Origin of the sequence: Kosakonia sp. CFBP8986 (assembly GCF_034044935.1) — a bacterium.
GTDB lineage: Bacteria > Pseudomonadota > Gammaproteobacteria > Enterobacterales > Enterobacteriaceae > Kosakonia > Kosakonia cowanii.
Map to the genome: position 1 here is coordinate 168,490 of NZ_JAXCXB010000003.1, position 20,851 is coordinate 189,340.

Annotated in this window: 17 protein-coding genes and 3 tRNA genes; 12 read left to right on the forward strand and 8 right to left on the reverse strand. The window is 57.3% G+C overall.

Translation table 11 applies throughout. The features are described from left to right. Positions 1–50: 50 nt before the first annotated feature. From frdD to frdA, 4 genes are read right to left on the reverse strand one after another with little or no spacing between them, the layout of a single operon-like run. Positions 51–410 (reverse strand): fumarate reductase subunit FrdD, encoded by a 360-nt coding sequence (gene frdD / locus SOM48_RS07560; protein WP_320511846.1) that lies wholly within the window; start codon positions 408–410, stop codon positions 51–53. 10 nt (positions 411–420) lie between these two features. Next, positions 421–816, reverse strand: coding sequence for a fumarate reductase subunit FrdC (gene frdC, locus SOM48_RS07565; RefSeq protein WP_054803044.1), 396 nt, complete (start codon positions 814–816; stop codon positions 421–423). 10 nt (positions 817–826) lie between these two features. Further along, entirely contained in the window at positions 827–1,561 is a 735-nt protein-coding gene (locus SOM48_RS07570; RefSeq protein WP_320511728.1) for a succinate dehydrogenase/fumarate reductase iron-sulfur subunit, read from the reverse strand. Then, positions 1,554–3,344: a fumarate reductase (quinol) flavoprotein subunit gene (gene frdA, locus SOM48_RS07575; protein ID WP_320511729.1), complete on the reverse strand. Its 1,791-nt coding sequence runs from the start codon at positions 3,342–3,344 to the stop codon at positions 1,554–1,556. Before frdA ends, SOM48_RS07570 begins: the two co-directional genes overlap by 8 nt. A 307-nt stretch (positions 3,345–3,651) precedes the next feature. Between frdA and epmA the strand changes: the two genes are divergently transcribed. Further along, complete coding sequence (gene epmA, locus SOM48_RS07580) at positions 3,652–4,629, forward strand: elongation factor P--(R)-beta-lysine ligase (RefSeq protein ID WP_128483793.1); 978 nt, start codon at positions 3,652–3,654, stop codon at positions 4,627–4,629. Between the two features lie 87 nt (positions 4,630–4,716). On the opposite strand, the gene mscM is transcribed toward epmA, so the two are convergent. The 3 genes from mscM to rsgA all read right to left on the reverse strand — a co-directional run bounded on the left by mscM (position 4,717) and on the right by rsgA (position 10,197). After that, complete coding sequence (gene mscM, locus SOM48_RS07585; protein WP_320511730.1) at positions 4,717–8,049, reverse strand: miniconductance mechanosensitive channel MscM; 3,333 nt, start codon at positions 8,047–8,049, stop codon at positions 4,717–4,719. A gap of 22 nt (positions 8,050–8,071) precedes the next feature. Continuing rightward, positions 8,072–9,043, reverse strand: a complete 972-nt coding sequence (gene asd / locus SOM48_RS07590; RefSeq protein ID WP_042718523.1) for an archaetidylserine decarboxylase — start codon at positions 9,041–9,043, stop codon at positions 8,072–8,074. Between the two features lie 98 nt (positions 9,044–9,141). Further along, positions 9,142–10,197 carry a small ribosomal subunit biogenesis GTPase RsgA gene (gene rsgA, locus SOM48_RS07595; protein ID WP_181162184.1) on the reverse strand — a complete coding sequence of 352 codons (1,056 nt, stop codon included), beginning with the start codon at positions 10,195–10,197 and terminating at the stop codon, positions 9,142–9,144. A gap of 94 nt (positions 10,198–10,291) precedes the next feature. Between rsgA and orn the strand changes: the two genes are divergently transcribed. The 4 genes from orn to SOM48_RS07615 all read left to right on the forward strand — a co-directional run bounded on the left by orn (position 10,292) and on the right by SOM48_RS07615 (position 11,455). Next, positions 10,292–10,837, forward strand: coding sequence for an oligoribonuclease (gene orn, locus SOM48_RS07600; protein ID WP_023478488.1), 546 nt, complete (start codon positions 10,292–10,294; stop codon positions 10,835–10,837). A gap of 254 nt (positions 10,838–11,091) precedes the next feature. Then, positions 11,092–11,167: transfer RNA gene (locus SOM48_RS07605), tRNA-Gly, on the forward strand. Between the two features lie 63 nt (positions 11,168–11,230). Beyond that, a tRNA-Gly gene (locus tag SOM48_RS07610) sits at positions 11,231–11,306 on the forward strand. Between the two features lie 73 nt (positions 11,307–11,379). Beyond that, positions 11,380–11,455 (forward strand) — tRNA-Gly (locus tag SOM48_RS07615). A gap of 269 nt (positions 11,456–11,724) precedes the next feature. Here the strand turns inward: SOM48_RS07615 and queG are convergent. Beyond that, the gene (queG, locus tag SOM48_RS07620) at positions 11,725–12,864 is read right to left on the reverse strand and encodes a tRNA epoxyqueuosine(34) reductase QueG (RefSeq protein ID WP_320511731.1); all 1,140 of its coding nucleotides are present in this window, start codon (positions 12,862–12,864) and stop codon (positions 11,725–11,727) included. Between the two features lie 14 nt (positions 12,865–12,878). Here queG and nnr point away from each other — a divergent pair, with 14 nt between their 5' ends. The 7 genes from nnr (at position 12,879) to hflX (ending at position 20,778) form a co-directional block, all read left to right on the forward strand. Further along, positions 12,879–14,390 (forward strand): bifunctional ADP-dependent NAD(P)H-hydrate dehydratase/NAD(P)H-hydrate epimerase, encoded by a 1,512-nt coding sequence (gene nnr / locus SOM48_RS07625; RefSeq protein WP_320511732.1) that lies wholly within the window; start codon positions 12,879–12,881, stop codon positions 14,388–14,390. Next, positions 14,383–14,844 carry a tRNA (adenosine(37)-N6)-threonylcarbamoyltransferase complex ATPase subunit type 1 TsaE gene (tsaE, locus tag SOM48_RS07630; RefSeq protein WP_054803039.1) on the forward strand — a complete coding sequence of 154 codons (462 nt, stop codon included), beginning with the start codon at positions 14,383–14,385 and terminating at the stop codon, positions 14,842–14,844. The genes nnr and tsaE overlap by 8 nt, the downstream gene beginning before the upstream one ends. 16 nt (positions 14,845–14,860) lie before the next feature. After that, positions 14,861–16,189, forward strand: a complete 1,329-nt coding sequence (gene amiB / locus SOM48_RS07635; RefSeq protein WP_094419190.1) for an N-acetylmuramoyl-L-alanine amidase AmiB — start codon at positions 14,861–14,863, stop codon at positions 16,187–16,189. Between the two features lie 11 nt (positions 16,190–16,200). Next, complete coding sequence (mutL, locus tag SOM48_RS07640) at positions 16,201–18,078, forward strand: DNA mismatch repair endonuclease MutL (RefSeq protein WP_320511733.1); 1,878 nt, start codon at positions 16,201–16,203, stop codon at positions 18,076–18,078. Beyond that, the gene (gene miaA, locus SOM48_RS07645; RefSeq protein ID WP_076769004.1) at positions 18,071–19,021 is read left to right on the forward strand and encodes a tRNA (adenosine(37)-N6)-dimethylallyltransferase MiaA; all 951 of its coding nucleotides are present in this window, start codon (positions 18,071–18,073) and stop codon (positions 19,019–19,021) included. The genes mutL and miaA overlap by 8 nt, the downstream gene beginning before the upstream one ends. 96 nt (positions 19,022–19,117) lie before the next feature. After that, a complete protein-coding gene (hfq, locus tag SOM48_RS07650; protein WP_023478362.1) occupies positions 19,118–19,423 on the forward strand; it encodes an RNA chaperone Hfq in 306 nt (101 codons plus the stop codon). 74 nt (positions 19,424–19,497) lie between these two features. Continuing rightward, positions 19,498–20,778 carry a ribosome rescue GTPase HflX gene (hflX, locus tag SOM48_RS07655; RefSeq protein WP_023478522.1) on the forward strand — a complete coding sequence of 427 codons (1,281 nt, stop codon included), beginning with the start codon at positions 19,498–19,500 and terminating at the stop codon, positions 20,776–20,778. Positions 20,779–20,851: the final 73 nt, after the last annotated feature.

Here is a 20,851-nt window from a genome sequence, read left to right on the forward strand (position 1 = left end):
GAAGATGGCGGGAAATTTGCTCTCCCGCGCGTGCAGGAGAGCGACAGGTTTTACAGGAAAATCACGCCGACTAACGCAACGACACTAATAATCGCCGCGAGGCCGTAGAAAATCCATTTGCCCTGGGGCAGAGGCACTTTCAAATCGTGCATCATGTGGTGGATGCGGTGCAGGCCGCACCAGACCGGCAGCACAATCATCAAGAAGAGAAAAGCGCGGCCAATGAAGCTCTGGGCAAAGGCGATAACGCGCTCGTAGCTCAGCGCCTCGCCGGGGAAGAGACCGAGCGGCAGCAGCAGGCCGACCAGCAGGATCATCACCGGGGCGAAGATGGCGCTCCACATACCGCCTGCGCCAAACAGCCCCCAGAACATCGGTTCGTCAGAACGTTTTGGATTCGGGTTAATCATCATCAATTCCTCACCAGAACAGGGCGATAAACAGTACAACCACCGTGACCACGGCAGCCACCACCCATAGCCCTTTTACCACCGGCTCTGGCCCCATTTTTTCGCCCTTCACAATGATAAGCGACGCTTTCGGTGCCAGATCGAACCAGGTTTTGGTATGCAGCAGCGCCGCCGCCAGCGCGATCAGGTTGAGCAGCAGCACCACCGGGTTTTGCAGAAAAGCGACAAAGCCCATCCAGCTCTCCGGCCCGTTTTTCAGCGCGAAAAGACCATACAGCAGCTCCAGGCTGAACCAGACCGCCGGGATCGCCGTCCCTTCGCGCAGCATATAGAAGCGATAAAACGGCAGGGTTTTCCACCAGCTTGACGGCATGGGGCGAACCCAGGCCTTACGTTTAGTCGTCATCATGCACTCCTTAGCGTGGTTTCAGGGTGGCGATAAGAAAGTCTTTCGAACTCTCAATCTTGCCCTGCTGAATAGCGGCGGCCGGGTCGACGTGCTTCGGACACACTTCCGAGCAGTAGCCGACAAACGTACAACTCCACACGCCGTTCTGGCCGTTGAGCTGCGCCATGCGCTCTTGTTTGCCGTGGTCGCGGCTGTCGAGGTTATAGCGGTGCGCCAGCGTAATCGCCGCCGGGCCGATAAACTCCGGATTGAGGCCAAACTGCGGGCAGGCGGCATAGCAGAGACCGCAGTTGATGCAGCCGGAGAACTGGTGATACTTCGCCATCTGCGCCGGGGTCTGCTTGCCCGGCCCCTGATCCGGTGTGCGCGTATTGCCGATGATATAGGGCTTAATCGCCTCGAGGCTCTCGATAAAGTGGGTCATATCAACCACCAGATCGCGCTCAATCGGGAAGTTCGCCAGCGCCTCGACTTTCAACCCTTTGGTGTAGTCACGCAGGAAGGTTTTGCAGGCCAGCTTCGGCACTTTGTTGACCATCATGCCGCAGGAGCCGCAAATCGCCATCCGGCACGACCAGCGGTAGGTGAGATCCGGCGCGAGGTTATCTTTGATATAGCCCAGCGCATCGAGCAGCGAGGTGGCTTCATCGTAAGGCACGTCGTAGAAGGCGCTGTGCGGCGCGTTGTCGACCTCCGGGTTATAGCGCACCACTTCAATCTTCAGGTTCTTCATCTCAGACATTGTTCGTCTCCTTCTTCTCACCCGACTCCGCTTCTGCCCCATAGACGCGTTTCGCCGGCGGCAGCGTGGTGATTTTCACGTCGCTGTACTCGAGGCGGGTTGTGCCGTCCGCCTCGCGGAACGCGAGCGTATGTTTGAGGAAGTTAACGTCATCGCGCTCGGTACAGCCTTCGTCGAGACGCTGATGGGCACCGCGCGACTCTTTGCGCGCCAGCGCCGAGTGGGCCATACATTCGGCAACGTTCAGGCCGTGGCCCAGCTCGAGGGTGTAGAGAATATCGGTGTTGAAGACGCTGGAGGTGTCGGTAATGCGTACCCGTTTGAAGCGCTCCTGCAACTCGGCGAGCTTATCGACGGTTTTCTGCATCAGCTCCGGCGTACGGTAAATGCCGCAGCCCTCTTCCATCGATTCGCCCATCTCATCGCGGATTTTCGCCCAGCTCTCAGTACCGTTCTGGTTCACCAGCGCCTTCAGACGCTGTTCAACATCGGCGGCCTGAGCGTTGAGCGCATCGTCATTTGCCGGACGGGCCGTTGAGGCGCGTTCAACCGCCTGTTCGCCCGCCAGGCGGCCAAAGACCACCAGTTCCGCCAGTGAGTTAGAGCCAAGACGATTCGCGCCGTGCAGGCCGACCGAGGAGCACTCACCGACGGCAAACAGCCCGGCGATGCGCGATTCGCAGTTCTGATCCGTCTCAATGCCACCCATGGTGTAGTGCGCGGTCGGGCGCACCGGGATCGGCTCTTTGATCGGATCGACGCCGACATAGGCTTTTGCCAGCTCGCAAATAAAGGGCAGGCGCTCTTTGATCTTCTTCTCACCAAGGTGGCGCAGATCGAGATGCACCACATCGCCGCGCGGTGTGGCGATGGTGTTGCCTTTGCGCCACTCGTGCCAGAAGGCCTGCGACACTTTGTCGCGCGGGCCAAGCTCCATATATTTGTTTTTCGGCTCGCCGAGCGGTGTTTCCGGCCCCATGCCGTAATCCTGCAGGTAGCGATAGCCGTTTTTATTCACCAGAATACCGCCTTCGCCGCGGCAGCCCTCCGTCATCAGAATGCCGGAGCCGGGCAGGCCGGTCGGGTGATACTGCACAAACTCCATATCGCGCAGCGGCACGCCGTGCGACAGCGCCATGCCCATACCGTCGCCGGTAACGATGCCGCCGTTGGTGTTATAGCGGTAAACGCGGCCTGCGCCGCCGGTGGCCATTACCACCGCATTGGCGCGGATCTGAATCAGCGTGCCTTCCATCATGTTCATCGCGACCAGGCCGCGCGCGTGGTTGTCATCCACCAGGATATCGAGCACGAAATGTTCGTCAAAACGCTGAATTTGCGGGAACTGCAACGAGGTTTGAAACAGCGTATGCAGCATGTGGAAGCCGGTTTTATCGGCAGCGAACCAGGTGCGCTCGATCTTCATGCCGCCAAAGCGACGCACGTTGACCGTGCCGTCATCGCGGCGGCTCCACGGGCAACCCCACTGTTCAAGCTGGGTCATCTCCGTGGGGCAGTGATGGACAAAGTAGTCGACGACATCCTGTTCGCAAAGCCAGTCACCACCCGCCACGGTATCGTGGAAATGGTATTCGAAGCTGTCATGATCCTGGGCGACGGCGGCGGAACCACCCTCGGCGGCAACGGTGTGGCTGCGCATGGGATAGACTTTTGAAATCAGTGCGATTTTAGCGTTGGGATGGGCTTGCGCCGCGGCAATCGCGGTGCGTAATCCTGCTCCGCCTGCGCCAATCACAGCGATATCGGCTTGAAAGGTTTGCACGACATTCCTCCAGATTATTGTTGTTCCGCAACGATAAGCCAGGTGCGCTTGCCTTCATTACGGAAGAGGTCCACTGCTCCTTTTGGGGTAGCGGGCAGTATATCCATATTGACTGAGGGGAAATTTGACGTGTTCGAGTGTTTTGCTGTTCTTCGGCGTGATACGGCTTCCAGCTTGATCGATATCATCTCTAAATAGCTCATATCTATTTATTGACGAGGGCTATGAAAATTATTTGTGCAAAATTTGTCTAACCAGATCGATGCGGGTAGACTTCGTGCCCTTGTTAGAAATCGGAGAAAGAACCATGAGCGAGACGGCAACCTGGCAGCCGAGCGCATCCATCCCCAACTTATTGAAACGCGCGGCAATTATGGCGGAAATTCGCCGTTTCTTTGCCGATCGCGGCGTACTGGAGGTGGAGACGCCCTGTATGAGTCAGGCAACGGTGACCGATGTGCATCTGGTCCCGTTTGAAACCCGTTTTGTTGGCCCCGGCCACTCTCAGGGCCTCAATCTCTATCTGATGACCAGCCCCGAATACCATATGAAGCGCCTGCTGGCCGCGGGCTGTGGCCCGGTTTTCCAGCTCTGCCGCAGCTTCCGTAATGAAGAGATGGGGCGTCATCACAACCCTGAATTCACCATGCTCGAATGGTATCGTCCGCACTATGACATGTACCGTTTGATGAATGAGGTGGATGATTTGCTGCAACAGGTGCTCGAGTGCCCGGCAGCAGAATCACTCTCCTATCAGCAGGCGTTCCAGCGCTATCTGGAGGTCGATCCGCTTTCGGCGGATAAAGCCCAGTTGCGTGAAGTGGCGGCAAAGCTGGATCTGAGCAATATTGCCGATACGGAAGAGGATCGCGATACCCTGCTGCAACTGCTGTTCACCATGGGTGTGGAGCCGCAGATCGGTAAAGATCGTCCGACCTTTGTTTACCACTTCCCGGCAAGCCAGGCGGCGCTGGCGCAGATCAGCACCGAAGATCACCGCGTCGCGGAGCGGTTTGAGGTCTACTTCAAAGGCATTGAGCTGGCGAACGGCTTCCATGAGCTGACCGACGCCCGCGAGCAGCAGCAGCGCTTTGAGCAGGATAACCGCAAGCGCGCCGCGCGCGGATTGCCGCAGCAGCCGGTGGATGTCAATTTGCTGGAAGCGTTAAAAGCAGGCCTGCCGGACTGCTCCGGCGTTGCGCTGGGCGTTGACCGCCTGGTGATGCTGGCGCTGCAGGCTGAAACGCTGGCAGAAGTGATGGCGTTTAGCGTCGACCGGGCTTAACTCCCCGTTTGTGCCGGGTGGTGGCTACGCCTCACCCGGCCTGAAGAGTAACCCCTCCGCAGGCCGGATAAGCCGGCACCCAAAGAGTTACAGGCTGCCCGCCGGGCGGCTGCTTCTCCCCGCTGAAGACAACGTTTTGGCCGCGCGTTTACCGTCGAGGCTCTCAAGGCGCATCTGGAACGGCGGGAAGGGCAGGTCGATGCCGTGTTCACGGAAGCCCGCCAGAATAAGCTGGTGGATTTCGTGGCGCAGCGGCATGCGATGGCCCATCTCAGCCGCGTAGATGCGCAGCTCAAACAGCTGCAGCCCGTGCTGCAGATCGACCAGGAACACTTCCGGCGGCGGGTTATCAATCACCAGCGAACAGCGCTCAGCAGCGGTGTAAAGGATCTGTGTCACCTCTTCGCTGTTGGCATCGACCGGTGCGGGCACCGTCAACACCACGCGCGTGACGGAGTCCGAAAGCGACCAGTTAATAAACTGCTCGGTGATAAAGGCCCTGTTCGGCACGATGATCTCTTTACGATCCCAGTCGCTGATGGTGGTCGCTCGGGTATTGATCTTCATGACGCTCCCGGTCAAATCGCGGATCGTTACCGTATCGCCGATACGGATCGGTTTCTCAAACAGGATGATCAGGCCAGAGATAAAGTTGGCGAAGATCTCCTGTAGACCAAACCCGAGACCAACACCGAGCGCGGCCACCAGCCACTGTAACTTCGACCACTCAATACCAATCATCGAGAAGCCCACCAGCCCGCCAAACAGCATCAGCAGATATTTGGTGATGGTGGTGATGGCGTAACCTGTCCCCGGCGCCAGTTCAAGGTGCTGCAACAGCGCCAGTTCAAGCAAAGCAGGGAGGTTGCGCACCAGTTGGGTGGTGATAATAAACACCAGGATGGCAATCAGCACAGCGCCGAGGGTAATCGGCTCAAGGCTCTCGACGCCCTGTACCGTTGAGGTGACATCCCACAGCGGAATATTCTCGAGGAAGCCAAAGGCAGAGTGGATCTCAGACCAGAGGAAGATCACCGACAGCAGGGCGATCAGCATCAGGATCGAGCGCACCAGCCGCAGGGACTGGACGCTGATGGCGTCGAGATCGACTTCCTGCTCATCGATTTCGGCGGTGCCTTCGGTGCTGAGCTGATGGGCGGCATCCTCTTCGCCGCGTGCGCGCTGCGCGAGGATCTCTGCGCGGCGGTGGCGTGCACGCTCAAAGGCCAGACGGCGACGCTGGATAAACATCCAACGGCGAATAATGTGATAGACCACCAGCAGCAGGAACCAGATAGCAACGGAGGTTTCCAGCCTTGCCAGCAGCGCCTGCGCGGTTGCCAGATAACCGACCGCGGCAGCGAGAATCGCCGACAGCGGGGCGCAGAGCAGCAGGTTCCACAGCAGATGGTTGGCCATATTGTCGCCGTTGCCGCTCTTATCGACATACAGCGGAATGCCGGCGCGTTTCAGGCTGAGAGTGACAATCGCCAGCGCACCGCAAATCAGGATAAAGCAGAGCCGCCCGAGCGAGCCGGAGAATTCCCGGTCGTTCAGGTTATCGAACATAATCAGCGCCATAATCAGCGGCACGATAAAGCCGATGCTCATCAGGTAGTAACGTAACCCGCGCGCCACGCGGTTTCGCGGCCAGCCGAAGTGGACGACAAATAGCCCGGTTGGGCGCGCGAAAGTCGCACAGATCATCACTGCCCACAGCAGCGGCACGGTGGCGGTGACGCCATCGCCAATCGCTACCGCCAGCGGATAGGGCCACGCCTCCTGCAAACAGTAGCCGAGCGTTGCCCACAGCACCGGCAATGGTGACGCCACCAGAATGGACCAGAAGACGGTGCGCATGGTGAGCCAGAAGTGATCCTGGGTCACTTTGCCGACGCGGGCGCTGGAGCGCTCCAGGAAGCGGGTGAAGTGGCGACGTGAGTAAATACTCACCCCCACCAGAATCAGCGCGCCAAACAGCGGGAAGAGCGTCTCTTTGCTGGTCAGCACCATTGCGCTGGCTTTGCCCAACTGGCTGATGGTGTTCAGCGACAGCAGGCGGCGCAGATCCTGCACAATCTCAAGCGGCCAAGAGAAGCCCATCGGGCTGACATCTGCCGTCCAGAAGAGATAGCGGTGAGTCGCCTCATTCACCTCTTTTAACGCATCTTCAAGCTGGCTATTGGAAACTTTAAGTTTGGTCAGCTCCAGAATCAGCGTATCGCCGCCCTGCAACAGCGAATTGAGCAGTTCGCGCTGCGTGCGCAGCTGGGCTTCAAGAATACGGTTTTGCTCAGCGGTCAGAACCTTGCCATCCGCCTGGCGAATCTGTCGCAGCTGCGGCTGCTTGTTGAGGAGATCTTCATAACGCATGCGGTGCACGCGCAGCTGCGCCATTTCGGTATCCAGCTGCTGCGGTTTCGGCATCTCCGGCAGACGAGCCACCTGCGCGCGCAGCGCTTCGCCGAGCATATTCGATGCGCCGAGCCACTGAGACTGCTCGCGCAGAGTCGTAAGCGCCTGGCGCACCTGTAGCGTTTGCCCGGTTGCCTGGCGCTGCTGCGAAGCGACCAGATCCATACGCTGCGCCTGCTGGTTCAGCGCCTGTGATAGCTCACGGTTGATACGGAACTGCTCGACGATACTGGCGGGCAGATTCGCGCTGTTCTCCGCCAGCATCTCCGTGCTCTCCAGCGCCTGCTCGGCTTCGCGCTGACGCTGGCTGTTGAGTTGATTGCGCAGCGCCTGTAGATAAGCATCCAGCCGCTCACTCTGCTTTTGCGCCAGCTCTGAGCGCATACGCGCCAGCTCCTGGCGGTTATTGGCTGACAGTTGCGCCAGCTCTAATTCATCCACCAGCGCCTTCAACTTTGCCGATTCCGCCTGGGCGGCAAAATTTTGTGCCTGCGCAAGTGCCGAGTTGCTGGTTTGCGCACCGAGGCGACGCTCCACTTCCGTAACCTGGCGGCGGGCATCGGTCTGCTGCTGGGGAAGTTGGCTTAGGGAGTCGCTGATCTCCCGCGCGCGCTCTTGCTCCTGCTGCGCCTGCCGCGTCTTCTCCAGCAGCTGGCTGCTGACTTGCAGGATCTCCTGGTTGAGCGCATCGCTGCTCATGCCGGGTGAAACAGAAGAGGGATCGTCGCGCAGATTATCGAGCTGGGCGCGAAGGGTGCGGGAAAGTTTGGGGAAGTTGTCGATCACGTCCTGATACTGCTGGGCGCGTTCAAGGGAGCCTTTACGCTCGTCCAGCGCGTTCAACGCGCCTTGCAACGTCTCTACAATTTCCGCCTGGTCCGGCGTGTTTTTCGCCGCTTTGGCTTGCTCCAGCTCTTGGGCAATTTGACGGGCATCGGGAGCCGTTGCGGCAACGGCTCCCTGGCTGAGGCACCAGGCCATCAGAAAAGCGATAATCAGGCGCACTACAGTCTCCCTGGGGTGAGGCTTAAACGTCTTCTTTAGTGTCGTCAACCAGCGGGTTGGCGTCATGTTCCGCTTTAATTTCTTCTTCCGGCAGCGGTGCAGGCTCCTGCGCATCAACCGGCACAAACGGCTCGGTGGAGAGCGCCAGCGGCTGACCGATTTTGGTCACGGAGAGGCTGCGTAAGGCGTCAACCAGCTGCACTTTACCCGGCGCAAACAGGTTGATAACGGTGGAGCCGAGCTTAAAGCGGCCCATCTCCTGGCCCTTCAGCAGCGCGACCGCGCCTTCGCTTTCACCTTGCGGGAAGGTCCAGCGTTTGATGATCCCTTCGCGCGGCGGCGTGACGGTGCCCGCCCAGACGGTTTCGATGCTGCCAACAATGGTCGCGCCGACAAGAATTTGCGCCATCGGGCCAAACTCAGTGTCGAACAGGCAGATAACGCGCTCGTTACGGGCAAAGAGGTTAGGTACGTTCTGCGCCGTTAAGTGGTTAACGGAGAAGAGGTCGCCCGGGACATAGATCATTTCGCGCAGGATGCCGTTGCACGGCATATGTACGCGGTGGTAGTCGCGCGGTGAAAGATAGGTGGTGACAAAGCTACCGTTACGGAACAGGTCCGCCATCAGGTAGTTGCCTGCCAGCAGCGCTTCGAGGCTGTAGTTATGGCCTTTAGCCTGCAGGATTTTGTCATTGTCGATCGCGCCAAGCTGGCTGATTACGCCATCCGCCGGCATGACCAGCACATTCGGATCGGTATTGAGCGGGCGCACCTCGTCGCGCAGCGGGCGCACGAAGAATTCGTTAAAAGAGCGGTAGCTGGCGGTATCCGGCTTCTGCGCCTCTTTCATATCGACCTTGTAGTATTTCACGAACAGATCGATAACCAGTTTGGTCAGCCAGCCTGCACGTTTGCTTGCGCCCCAGCCCGCCAGGCGAGTGAGCCACAGTTTCGGCAGAATGTATTGAAGCGAAAGTTTGAATGAGTTTAACAAGGTAGCCTCCAGGCCATTGTTTACTGTCGTTCCTGACCCGACGCGCGGCGTCGGAGTCTTAAAATGGGGGACGATTCTAACGACGCTTAGCTTAGTTGTCAGTCATCTGATTCAGAAAAGCTTTTACGCGTCTTTACCTGCGACATGCTTTCGAGAATACGGTGATAATTTTCGAAGCGGCTCTCCGCGATTTTGCCGTTCTCTACCGCTTCGCGGATGGCACAACCGGGATCGGTATCGTGCTTGCAGTCGCGATATTTGCAGTGACCGAGATAATCATGGAATTCGACAAAACCGTGGGTGATTTGTTCCGGTTCGAGATGCCAGAGGCCAAACTCGCGCACGCCCGGAGAATCAATCACATCGCCGCCCTGCGGGAAGTGGTAGAGGCGCGCGGCGGTGGTGGTGTGCTGGCCCAAACCTGAAACGTCAGAGACGTCATTGGTGAGGATCTGCTCCTCGTTGAGGCCGAGCAGCGCATTAAGCAGGCTCGATTTGCCGACGCCGGACTGGCCAGCAAAGATGCTGATGCGATCGGTCAATGCTGCGATCAGCGGATCAAGGCCATCTTTCGCATGGCTGGAGACCATCAATACGCGGTAGCCAATATGACGATAGATATCCATCTGCTCGTTAACGAACGCCAGGCCCTCTTCATCGAGCAGGTCGGTTTTATTCAGCACCAGCAGCGGTTCAACGTCCAGCGCTTCGCAGGCCACCAGGTAGCGGTCAATAATGTTGAGTGAGAGTTCTGGCAGGATCGCCGAGACGATAACGATTTGGTCGATATTGGCGGCGATGGGTTTAACGCCATCGTAGAAATCCGGGCGCGTAAGCACCGAGGTACGCTCGTGCACCGCTTCGACGATCCCTTTCACGTTGACGCCTTCTGCGGCCGCTTTGCCTGGCCGCCAGACCACGCGATCGCCGGTGACCAGCGAGCGGATAGTGCGGCGAATGTTGCAGCGATGCACATCGCCATCGGCGGATTCTACATCGGCATGCATACCAAAGCGGCTAATGACTACCCCTTCGGCCGTTTCGCCAAACAGGTTGTCATCGTAGTCGGGTTTCTCCGTCGAGGTTTTCAGTCGGCGCTCATGGTTCGCTTTAACGCGGCGCTGCTGTCCCTTGGAGAGTTTATTTTTACTCAATCGTGCTGGCTCCTGGTCGCCCCGGATGGGCAAAACCTCTATGATACACGCAATTCTAGATGAATATAGTGACGCGATAAGGGTGGAAAATAGCATGAGCGCAAATGAAAACAACCTCATTTGGATTGATCTCGAAATGACAGGCCTGGATCCCGAGCGCGATCGCATTATTGAGATCGCGACACTGGTGACCGACGCCAACCTTAATATCCTGGCGGAAGGGCCGGTGATGGCAGTGCATCAATCCGACGCGCAGCTGGCGTTGATGGATGAGTGGAACGTGCGAACCCACACCGGCAGCGGCCTGGTTGAACGCGTTAAAGCGAGCACCTTTGACGATCGCGCGGCAGAGCTGGCGACGATTGAGTTTCTGAAAGAGTGGGTACCGGCCGGGAAATCGCCCATTTGCGGCAACAGCATCGGCCAGGATCGCCGTTTCCTGTTTAAGTACATGCCGGAGCTGGAAGCCTACTTCCACTATCGCTATCTGGATGTCAGCACCCTGAAAGAGCTGGCGCGCCGCTGGAAACCGGAAGTGCTGACCGGCCTGAAAAAGCAGAATACTCACCAGGCGCTGGATGATATCCGCGAATCGGTGGCGGAGCTGGCTTACTACCGCGAACACTTTATTAAACTGTAAGCGTCTGAGTGCGCAGAGCCGATATGTCGTTTTCGGCTCTGCAAACCAGTGCTGGCGCGGTTTTGCTGCAAAAATGCGCTTTTTGTCGATTAAATCGGCAGTTAAACAAAAAAAACGAAAATTTGCTTTCAGGGGCTTGCAGCAGAAATGATTTCTCGTATAATGCGCCTCCCGTGAAGACACAGAAATGTGAAACACGGCATCACGAAATTTCAGCGGTTAAATGCTTTAACGTGTTGAAATAGCGCTGATAAGCGGGAATAGCTCAGTTGGTAGAGCACGACCTTGCCAAGGTCGGGGTCGCGAGTTCGAGTCTCGTTTCCCGCTCCAAATTTGAAATGCACCATCCAATTTACAGGCTTCAGTTTTTTGACACTGAACTCTGATAAATATGCGGGAATAGCTCAGTTGGTAGAGCACGACCTTGCCAAGGTCGGGGTCGCGAGTTCGAGTCTCGTTTCCCGCTCCAAATTTGAAATGCCGCAAGGCACGCACCATCCAGATTTACTGGTTCACGGCAATCAGCCAGGCCAGATAAGTATGCGGGAATAGCTCAGTTGGTAGAGCACGACCTTGCCAAGGTCGGGGTCGCGAGTTCGAGTCTCGTTTCCCGCTCCAATCTTTCATCTCCAAAAAATTATCCACAGCGAAGAACCGCGCTGCGGGCGATTTCCTTTTATGCTAAAAAAGTATTGTGAACAGAGTTATCCACAGGAAGAGCTTTGCTTAGCCCGGATTCTATTGCTTCGCTTATCAAATTATTTCTTTGTAACCCATTGAATTTTAAAATAAAAATAACATTTCAAAATGTTAACACGATCGCTTGACGAATTTGTTAACGTTGAAACGTAATGTGTTTTTTATTTTATTCACAAGCTGTGGATGGCTCAGGCATCGCGCGGCAGACCCTTTTCCACCACCCGCACCAGGCGCTGTTTTTGTGGCAGCTGCACTTCAACGACGCAGGCATTACGCTTCTCAATTTGCTGCGCAATCGCCCAGGTTATGTGCTCATCAAGAAGTGGGTGCTCACCCAGTCGCTGCTCCAGCGCCACGATATTTGCCTCATCCCACGGCGCATTGCCCAGCGCGACCGCAATATTGCGTAGCCAGCGCAGATGACCGATACGGCGAATAGCTGAACCTTCCGTGACTTTTAAAAAGTGCGCTTCACTCCAGGCGAACAGTTCAATCAACGCCGGTGCGTGCAGAGCTTTGCGCGGGCTGAAATCCGCTTCATCCGTAAGCTGCGAGAAGCGGTTCCACGGGCAGATAAGTTGGCAGTCATCGCAGCCGTAAATCCGGTTACCGATAAGCGGGCGGAATTCCTCGGGGATCGCGCCCTCTAACTCAATGGTGAGATAGGAGATACAGCGACGCGCATCGACGGTATAAGGCTCGACAATCGCCCCGGTTGGGCAGATGGTCATACAGGCGACGCAGCGCCCGCACGCTTCCTCGACCGGTTGATCGACGGGCAGGGGAAGGTCAATCAGCAGTTCGCCAAGAAAGAAAAACGACCCCGCATCGCGGCTAAGAATAAGTGAGTGCTTACCTGTCCAGCCAAGCCCGGCTTTTTCCGCCAGCGGCCGTTCAAGAATGGGCGCGGAGTCGACAAACGGTCTAAAATTCAGCGAAGCACACTGCTGCTGGATCAGTTCGCCAAGCTTTTTAAGGCGGCTACGCAGCAGCTTATGATAATCGCGACCCAGCGCGTAGCGGCTGACATAGCCGAGCGCCGGGTTTTTCAGCGTGCTGGCGAAGGCCGCGTTCGGCGGCAGGTAGTTCATACGTACGCTGATAACGCGAAGCGTGCCGGGGAGAAGCTCATGGGGGCGGGCGCGCATCATACCGTGACGCGCCATCCACTCCATCTCGCCGTGATACTGCTTATCCAGCCACGCCTGCTGCTTCGGCTCGCTGGCGGTGAGATCGGTATCGGTAATACCGACCTGCTGAAAACCTAATTCAGTGCCCCATTGCTTGATTTGTTGCGCTAACTGATTGAGATCGAGGGACTGTGACATGACGGACCATAGAGATGAAAAAAAACGCGGCAAGTATACCACACTCCATCTGGCCTGCTGGCGACCTGAAACGTCTCGAACAAGAGGCGGCCGACAGCCTTGGCATTACGTTATATGAATTGATGCTGCGCGCAGGCCAGGCCGCCTTCCAGCTGGCGCGGGATAACTTTCCCAATACAAAGCACTGGCTGGTGCTCTGCGGGCATGGCAATAACGGCGGCGATGGCTATGTTGTCGCGCGCCTTGCTGCCGCTGCGGGCATTGAGGTTACCCTCATCGCGATCGAGAGCGATAAACCGCTGCCGGAAGAGGCGGCACAGGCGCGTGAGGCCTGGCTCAATGCTGGCGGCATGATCCACGCCGAAGAGGCGCTCTGGCCTGAAGGCATTGATCTGATTATCGACGGCCTGCTCGGCACCGGCTTGAGCAGCGCACCGCGCGACAACGTTGCGGCGCTGATTACGCGCGCTAACCAGCACGCTGCGCCGCGTATTTCTCTTGATATCCCCTCGGGCCTTAATGCACAGACCGGTACAATACCTGGCGCTGTTATTCAGGCGCGCCACACCATCACCTTTATCGCCTTGAAACCGGGGCTGCTGACCGGCAAAGCGCGCGATGTGGTAGGGCAACTGCATCACCATGCGCTGGGCCTTGAGGCCTGGCTTGATGGGCAGCAGCCACCCCTTTCCCGTTTTGACGCCAGCCAACTTTCAGAATGGTTTACGCCTCGCCCGCCAACCTCTCATAAAGGGGATAATGGCCGACTGGTGATTATTGGCGGCGACCACGGTACGGCGGGCGCGATCCGTATGACGGGCGAAGCGGCTTTGCGCACTGGTGCTGGTTTAGTGCGTATTCTGACGCGCCGCGAGAACATTGCCCCCATCATCACCCAGCGGCCGGAGCTTATGGTTGATGAACTTACTCCAGAGTCCCTTGATGAGAGCCTCGAATGGGCCGACGTGGTGGTGGTTGGTCCCGGCCTCGGTCAGCAGGAGTGGGGTAAAAAAGCCCTGCAAAAAGTGGAGAACTTCCGTAAACCGATGCTGTGGGATGCGGATGCGCTGAACCTTCTGGCAATCAACCCCGATAAACGTCACAATCGCGTATTGACGCCGCACCCCGGCGAAGCGGCGCGTCTGCTTAACTGCAGCGTGGCGGAAATTGAGAGTGATCGCTTACTTTCGGCGCAGCGTCTGGTAAAACGCTATGCGGGCGTGGTAGTGCTGAAAGGCGCAGGCACGGTGGTGGCGAGCGCGGAAGGCGAGTGCGGTATTATTGATGCCGGCAATGCCGGAATGGGCAGCGGCGGCATGGGCGATGTGCTCTCTGGTATTATCGGCGCGCTGCTCGGACAGAAATTCAGTTTGTATGATGCTGCCTCTGCAGGCTGCGTCGCGCACGGCGCGGCGGCGGATCTGCGGGCGGCGCAGTATGGCCAGCGCGGCATGCTGGCTACCGATCTTTTTAGCACGCTGCTGCGTGTTGTTAACCCGGATGTAATTGATACAGAAAATGATTAATCGCGTGATTCCTTTACCTGATGAACAAGCCACCCTCGATCTCGGCCAGCGCGTGGCGCAAGCGTGCGCGGGCGCAACGGTGATCTATCTGTATGGCGATCTTGGTGCCGGCAAAACCACTTTTAGCCGCGGCTTCCTGCAGGCACTGGGTCACAACGGAAATGTGAAAAGCCCGACCTACACGCTGGTAGAGCCGTACGACCTCGATAAGCTGATGGTCTATCACTTCGATCTCTATCGGCTTGCCGATCCGGAAGAGCTCGAGTTTATGGGCATCCGCGACTATTTTGCCAACGACGCGATCTGCCTCGTCGAGTGGCCGCAGCAGGGCACAGGCGTATTGCCGGAGCCGGATATTGAAATCCATTTAGATTATCAGGCGCAGGGGCGTGAGGCGCGCATTGGCGCGGTATCCTCATCGGGCGAATCGTTACTGGCGCGTATGGCTGGTTAACAGGAAAGGTGACGGGATGATCTCTCGCATAACAAGTTGGTTGGCGCTTACGCTGTTGATGCTCTGTTTCCAGGTTAACGCCGCGAGTTTAGCGGATATTCAGGTATCGAATGGCGAAAGCCAGGCGCGCATCACCTTCAGTTTTATGGGCGATCCTGACTATGCGTTTAGCCAGCAGGGCAAGCGCAGCGTGGCGCTCGATATTAAGCAGACCGGCATTATCCAGGGGTTGCCGCTGCAGTTCAGCGGGAATAACCTGGTAAAGAGCATCCGTGCCGGGACGGCGAAGGATAACCAGTCGATCCGCCTGGTGGTCGACCTGACGCAAAACGGCAAAACCCGCGCGGTAAAACAGCAGAGCGGGGCAGGGTATACGGTGGTCTTCACCATCGATGCTGATGCGCCACCTCCGCCTCCGCCGCCACCCGTGGTGGTGAAGCGCGCCGAGACGCCGGTTATGAGGCCGCAGCCGAGCGCGCCTGCGCGCAACCCGTTTAAACCGGATAACGATCGCATCACCAGCGTGGTCAGCAGTAATACCACCACCCGGCCTGCCGCCCAGGCGCGCGCGGCCTCTGGTGATAAAGTGATTATCGCGATTGATGCCGGTCACGGCGGCCAGGATCCTGGCGCAATTGGCGCAGGCGGCACGCAGGAGAAGAGCGTGACGATTGCCATTGCGCGTAAGCTTCGCGCTTTGCTGAATGCCGACCCAATGTTTAAACCGGTGATGACCCGCGACGGCGACTACTTTATTTCGGTAATGGGCCGTTCCGACGTGGCGCGTAAACAGAACGCCAACTTCCTGGTCTCAATTCATGCGGATGCCGCGCCGAACCGCGACGCGACGGGCGCTTCGGTGTGGGTGCTCTCAAACCGCCGTGCCAACAGCGAAATGGCAAGCTGGCTTGAGCAGCACGAGAAGCAGTCGGAACTGCTGGGCGGCGCAGGCGATGTGCTGGCGAACAGCCAGTCCGACCCTTACCTCAGCCAGGCGGTGCTCGATCTGCAATTCGGCCACTCCCAACGTGTCGGCTATGATGTCGCCACCAATATGCTGAGCCAGCTTCAGCGCGTGGGCGCGCTGCATAAACGCCGCCCGGAGCATGCGAGCCTTGGCGTACTACGCTCGCCGGATATTCCCTCGGTGCTGGTCGAAACCGGGTTTATCAGCAATCGCAGCGAAGAGCGGCTGCTTGCCAGCGACGATTACCAACAGCAAATCGCGGCGGCCATTTATGGCGGTCTGCGTAACTACTTCCTTGCGCATCCTCTGCAATCAGCCCCGCAGGGCGGCGCGCAAATGGCGAACGCGGGCGCGCCCGCAGATGGTCTGCTTAACTAAGGATTCTTTTCATGCCGATACAGGTTCTACCGCCACAGCTTGCGAACCAGATCGCCGCAGGCGAAGTGGTTGAGCGCCCTGCGTCGGTAGTAAAAGAGCTGGTGGAGAACAGTCTGGATGCCGGTGCGACGCGTATCGACATCGATATTGAGCGCGGCGGTGCCAAGCTTATCCGCATCCGCGATAACGGCTGCGGGATCAAAAAAGAGGAGCTGGCGCTGGCGTTAGCGCGCCATGCCACCAGTAAGATTGCCTCTCTCGATGATTTAGAAGCGATCATTAGCCTTGGCTTTCGCGGCGAAGCGCTGGCGAGTATCAGTTCGGTTTCGCGCTTAACGCTCACTTCGCGCACCGCTGAGCAGCAGGAAGCGTGGCAGGCCTATGCCGAAGGGCGCGAGATGGCGGTCACGGTAAAACCTGCCGCCCACCCAGTTGGCACCACTCTTGAAGTGCTGGATCTCTTCTATAACACCCCGGCGCGGCGCAAGTTTATGCGTACGGAAAAGACCGAGTTCAACCATATCGATGAGGTGATCCGCCGCATCGCGCTGGCGCGCTTCGACGTCACTATTAACCTCAACCATAACGGCAAGATGGTGCGCCAGTACCGCGCCGTCGCGCAGGGCGGGCAGAAAGAGCGTCGGCTGGGTGCCATTTGCGGGATGCCTTTTCTTGAAAAGGCACTGGCGATTGAGTGGCAACACGGCGATTTAGCCCTGCGTGGCTGGGTCGCCGATCCGAAGAGCAACACCGCTGCGTTTACCGATATTCAATATTGCTATGTGAATGGCCGCATGATGCGCGACCGCTTGATTAACCATGCCATTCGCCAGGCCTGCGAAGATAAGCTCGGCGCCGATCAGCAACCCGCTTTTGTGCTCTATCTTGAGATCGACCCGCATCAGGTGGATGTTAACGTCCATCCGGCCAAGCATGAAGTGCGCTTTCACCAGTCGCGGCTGGTGCATGACTTTATTTACCAGGGTGTGTTGAGCGTGTTGCAGCAGCAGCTTGACGCGACGCTGCCGCTCTCGGACGAACCCGCGCCGCGCGCGCTGCCGGAAAACCGCGTGGCCGCCGGGCGCAATCAGTTCGCTGAACCGCGCGCCGCGCGCGAACCCGAGGCAGGATCTTATTCGCCCTCTTCTGGCGGCGGATCCTCCTCCGGTGCCTCTTCCCGTTCGCCTGCAAGCGGCGATCGCAGCTGGCCAAACGCGCAGCCGGGTTATCAGAAACAGCAGGGCGCGCTTTATCAGAAGCTGCTGGAAACGCCGGTGGCTGAGCCGAAAGCGGAGAAGCGAGCACCCGCTGCAACGCCTGCGCTCGACGGACACAGCCAGAGTTTTGGCCGCGTGCTGACGCTGATTGCGCCGCACTATGCCCTGCTTGAGCGCGACGGCAAGCTGGCGCTGCTGGCACTGCCGGTGGCCGAGCGCTGGCTGCGTCATGCGCAACTCTCGCCGGATAATGCGCCGGGCTGCGGGCAGCCGTTGTTGATTCCGGTACGCCTGAAAATCTCTTCCGAGGAGAGCGCGGCGCTTAAGCGCGCGCAGCCCGTGCTGACGCAAATGGGCATTGAATTTGTGCCGGATGGCCATCACGTGACCATTCGCGCGGTGCCTTTACCCTTGCGCCAACAAAATTTACAAAACTTGATTCCTGAACTGTTAGGCTACCTGGCGCAGCAGACAAGCATTGACGCGGTGAATATTTCCCACTGGCTGGCGCGCCGTCTGGCGACTGAACATGCGCAGTGGAGTATCGCTCAGGCGATCACCTTATTGGCCGACGTTGAACGGCTTTGTCCGCATCTGGTAAAGACCCCGCCGGATGGTTTATTACAACCTGTTGATTTACAAAAGGCGATGAACGCCCTGAACGATGAGTGAAGTGAGTAAGGCAAGCCTGCCGAAGGCAATTTTTTTGATGGGCCCAACGGCCTCCGGTAAAACCGCGCTCGCAATCGCGTTACGTAAAGTTTTGCCAGTTGAGTTGATAAGCGTTGATTCAGCCCTTATTTATCAAGGCATGGATATCGGTACAGCTAAACCGAACGCGGAAGAGCTTCGCGCTGCGCCGCACCGGTTGCTTGATATCCGGGATCCGGCGCAGGCCTACTCGGCAGCTGATTTCCGCCGCGATGCGCTGGCAGAAATGAAAGCGATCACCGATGCGGGCCGTATTCCTCTGCTGGTGGGCGGCACGATGCTCTACTTTAAGGCGCTGCTGGAAGGATTATCCCCCTTGCCATCAGCCGATCCGAAGGTACGAGCCGAGATTGAACAGCAGGCTGCAGAGCGTGGATGGGATGCGTTACATGCGCAGTTACAGATAATCGATCCTGTCGCTGCAGCACGAATCCATCCGAATGATCCGCAAAGGCTTTCCCGGGCACTGGAAGTTTTTTTCATTTCGGGTAAAACTTTAACAGATCTGACGCAAACGTCAGGAGACGCTCTGCCTTACCAGGTGCATCAGTTCGCCATCGCCCCGGCGAGCCGTGAACTGCTCCATCAGCGAATCGAGCAGCGTTTTCACCAGATGTTAGCTTCAGGTTTTGAAGCAGAAGTGCGGGCGCTTTTTGCTCGCGGAGATTTGCATACGGATATGCCTTCCGTTCGTTGTGTGGGATACCGCCAGATGTGGTCCTATCTCGAAGGCGAGATTTCATACGATGAAATGGTTTATCGAGGTATTTGCGCGACGAGGCAGTTAGCCAAGCGACAGATGACCTGGCTACGCGGATGGAGTGAGGTTCACTGGTTAGAGAGTGAAAAGCCAGAAAAGTCTTACCATGACGTGTTACAGGTAGTTAGTGCTATCGCAGGGTGAATGTGTACAATTACCGCGTATCGTGCGCAAATTTTTACGCAGTTTTCAGAGCTTCCGGGTTCTAAGTACAAAACAAGCATATAAGGAAAAGATAGAATGGCTAAGGGGCAATCTTTACAAGATCCGTTCCTGAACGCACTGCGTCGGGAACGTGTTCCAGTTTCAATTTATTTGGTGAATGGTATCAAACTGCAAGGACAGATTGAGTCTTTCGATCAGTTCGTTATTTTGCTGAAAAACACAGTCAGCCAAATGGTTTATAAGCACGCGATTTCGACCGTTGTTCCGTCCCGCCCGGTTTCACATCACAGCAACAATGCGGGTGGCGGCTCCAACAACAACTACCACCATGGTAGCAACGCGCAAGGCTCTGCACAGCAGGACAGCGAAGAAACCGAGTAAGGTTGAAGGCTGATTTCCAGATCGGGGAGCCAGTTTAGCTGTGTTCCCCGCTGGTATTTAATGAGGGTTTACGCTTGTTTGACCGTTATGACGCCGGTGAGCAGGCGGTGCTGGTACACATCTATTTTTCGCAAGACAAAGATATGGAAGATCTCCAGGAGTTTGAAGCTCTGGTCTCTTCCGCCGGTGTCGAAGCAATGCAGGTGATTACCGGTAGCCGTAAAGCACCGCACCCCAAATATTTCGTTGGTGAAGGTAAAGCAGTCGAGATTGCAGAAGCCGTAAAAGCAACGGGTGCGTCCGTCGTACTCTTTGATCATGCGCTATCCCCTGCCCAGGAACGTAACCTGGAGCGACTGTGCGAATGTCGCGTTATCGATCGCACCGGCCTGATTTTGGATATTTTTGCCCAGCGTGCACGAACGCACGAGGGGAAATTGCAGGTAGAACTGGCGCAGTTGCGCCATCTGGCGACGCGCCTTGTGCGTGGCTGGACCCACCTTGAAAGACAGAAGGGCGGGATTGGTTTGCGTGGTCCGGGTGAAACCCAGCTCGAAACCGACCGTCGTTTGTTACGTAATCGCATTACCCAAATCCTCTCGCGCCTGGAAAAGGTTGAGAAGCAGCGTGAACAGGGGCGTCGTTCCCGTACTAAGGCGGATATTCCTACGGTTTCACTGGTGGGTTATACCAACGCCGGTAAATCGACGCTGTTTAACCAGATAACCGAAGCGCAGGTCTACGCAGCTGACCAGCTGTTCGCCACGCTGGATCCGACGCTGCGCCGCATTGACGTTGCCGATGTCGGTGAAACCGTACTGGCCGATACCGTCGGCTTTATTCGCCACCTGCCGCACGATCTGGTTGCCGCGTTTAAAGCGACGCTGCAGGAGACGCGCCAGGCGACGCTGCTGCTGCACGTGATTGACGGCGCTGATGTGCGCGTACAGGAAAATATCGACGCGGTGAACACCGTGCTCGAAGAGATCGACGCACATGAGATCCCGACGCTGCTGGTAATGAACAAGATCGATATGCTGGAGGATTTTGAACCGCGTATCGACAGAGATGAAGAGAACAAACCGACCCGCGTCTGGCTCTCCGCCCAGACGGGGGCTGGCGTACCACTGTTATTCCAGGCTTTGACAGAACGTCTTGCCGGCGAAGTTGCGCAGCACACGCTGCGGCTGCCAGCGGAAGAGGGGCGTTTAAGAAGCCGGTTTTATCAGCTTCAGGCAATAGAAAAAGAGTGGACGGAAGAGGATGGCAGCGTAGGTATGCAGATACGGATGCCCATCGTTGACTGGCGTCGACTCTGTAAACAAGAACCGGCGCTCGAAGAGTACATCGTTTGATCGGCAAAGCCTGAAGATTTTTCCCCTTTGGGGGTGCCCGCCTGTGCGGGCATACACCGCAAAATAAATATGG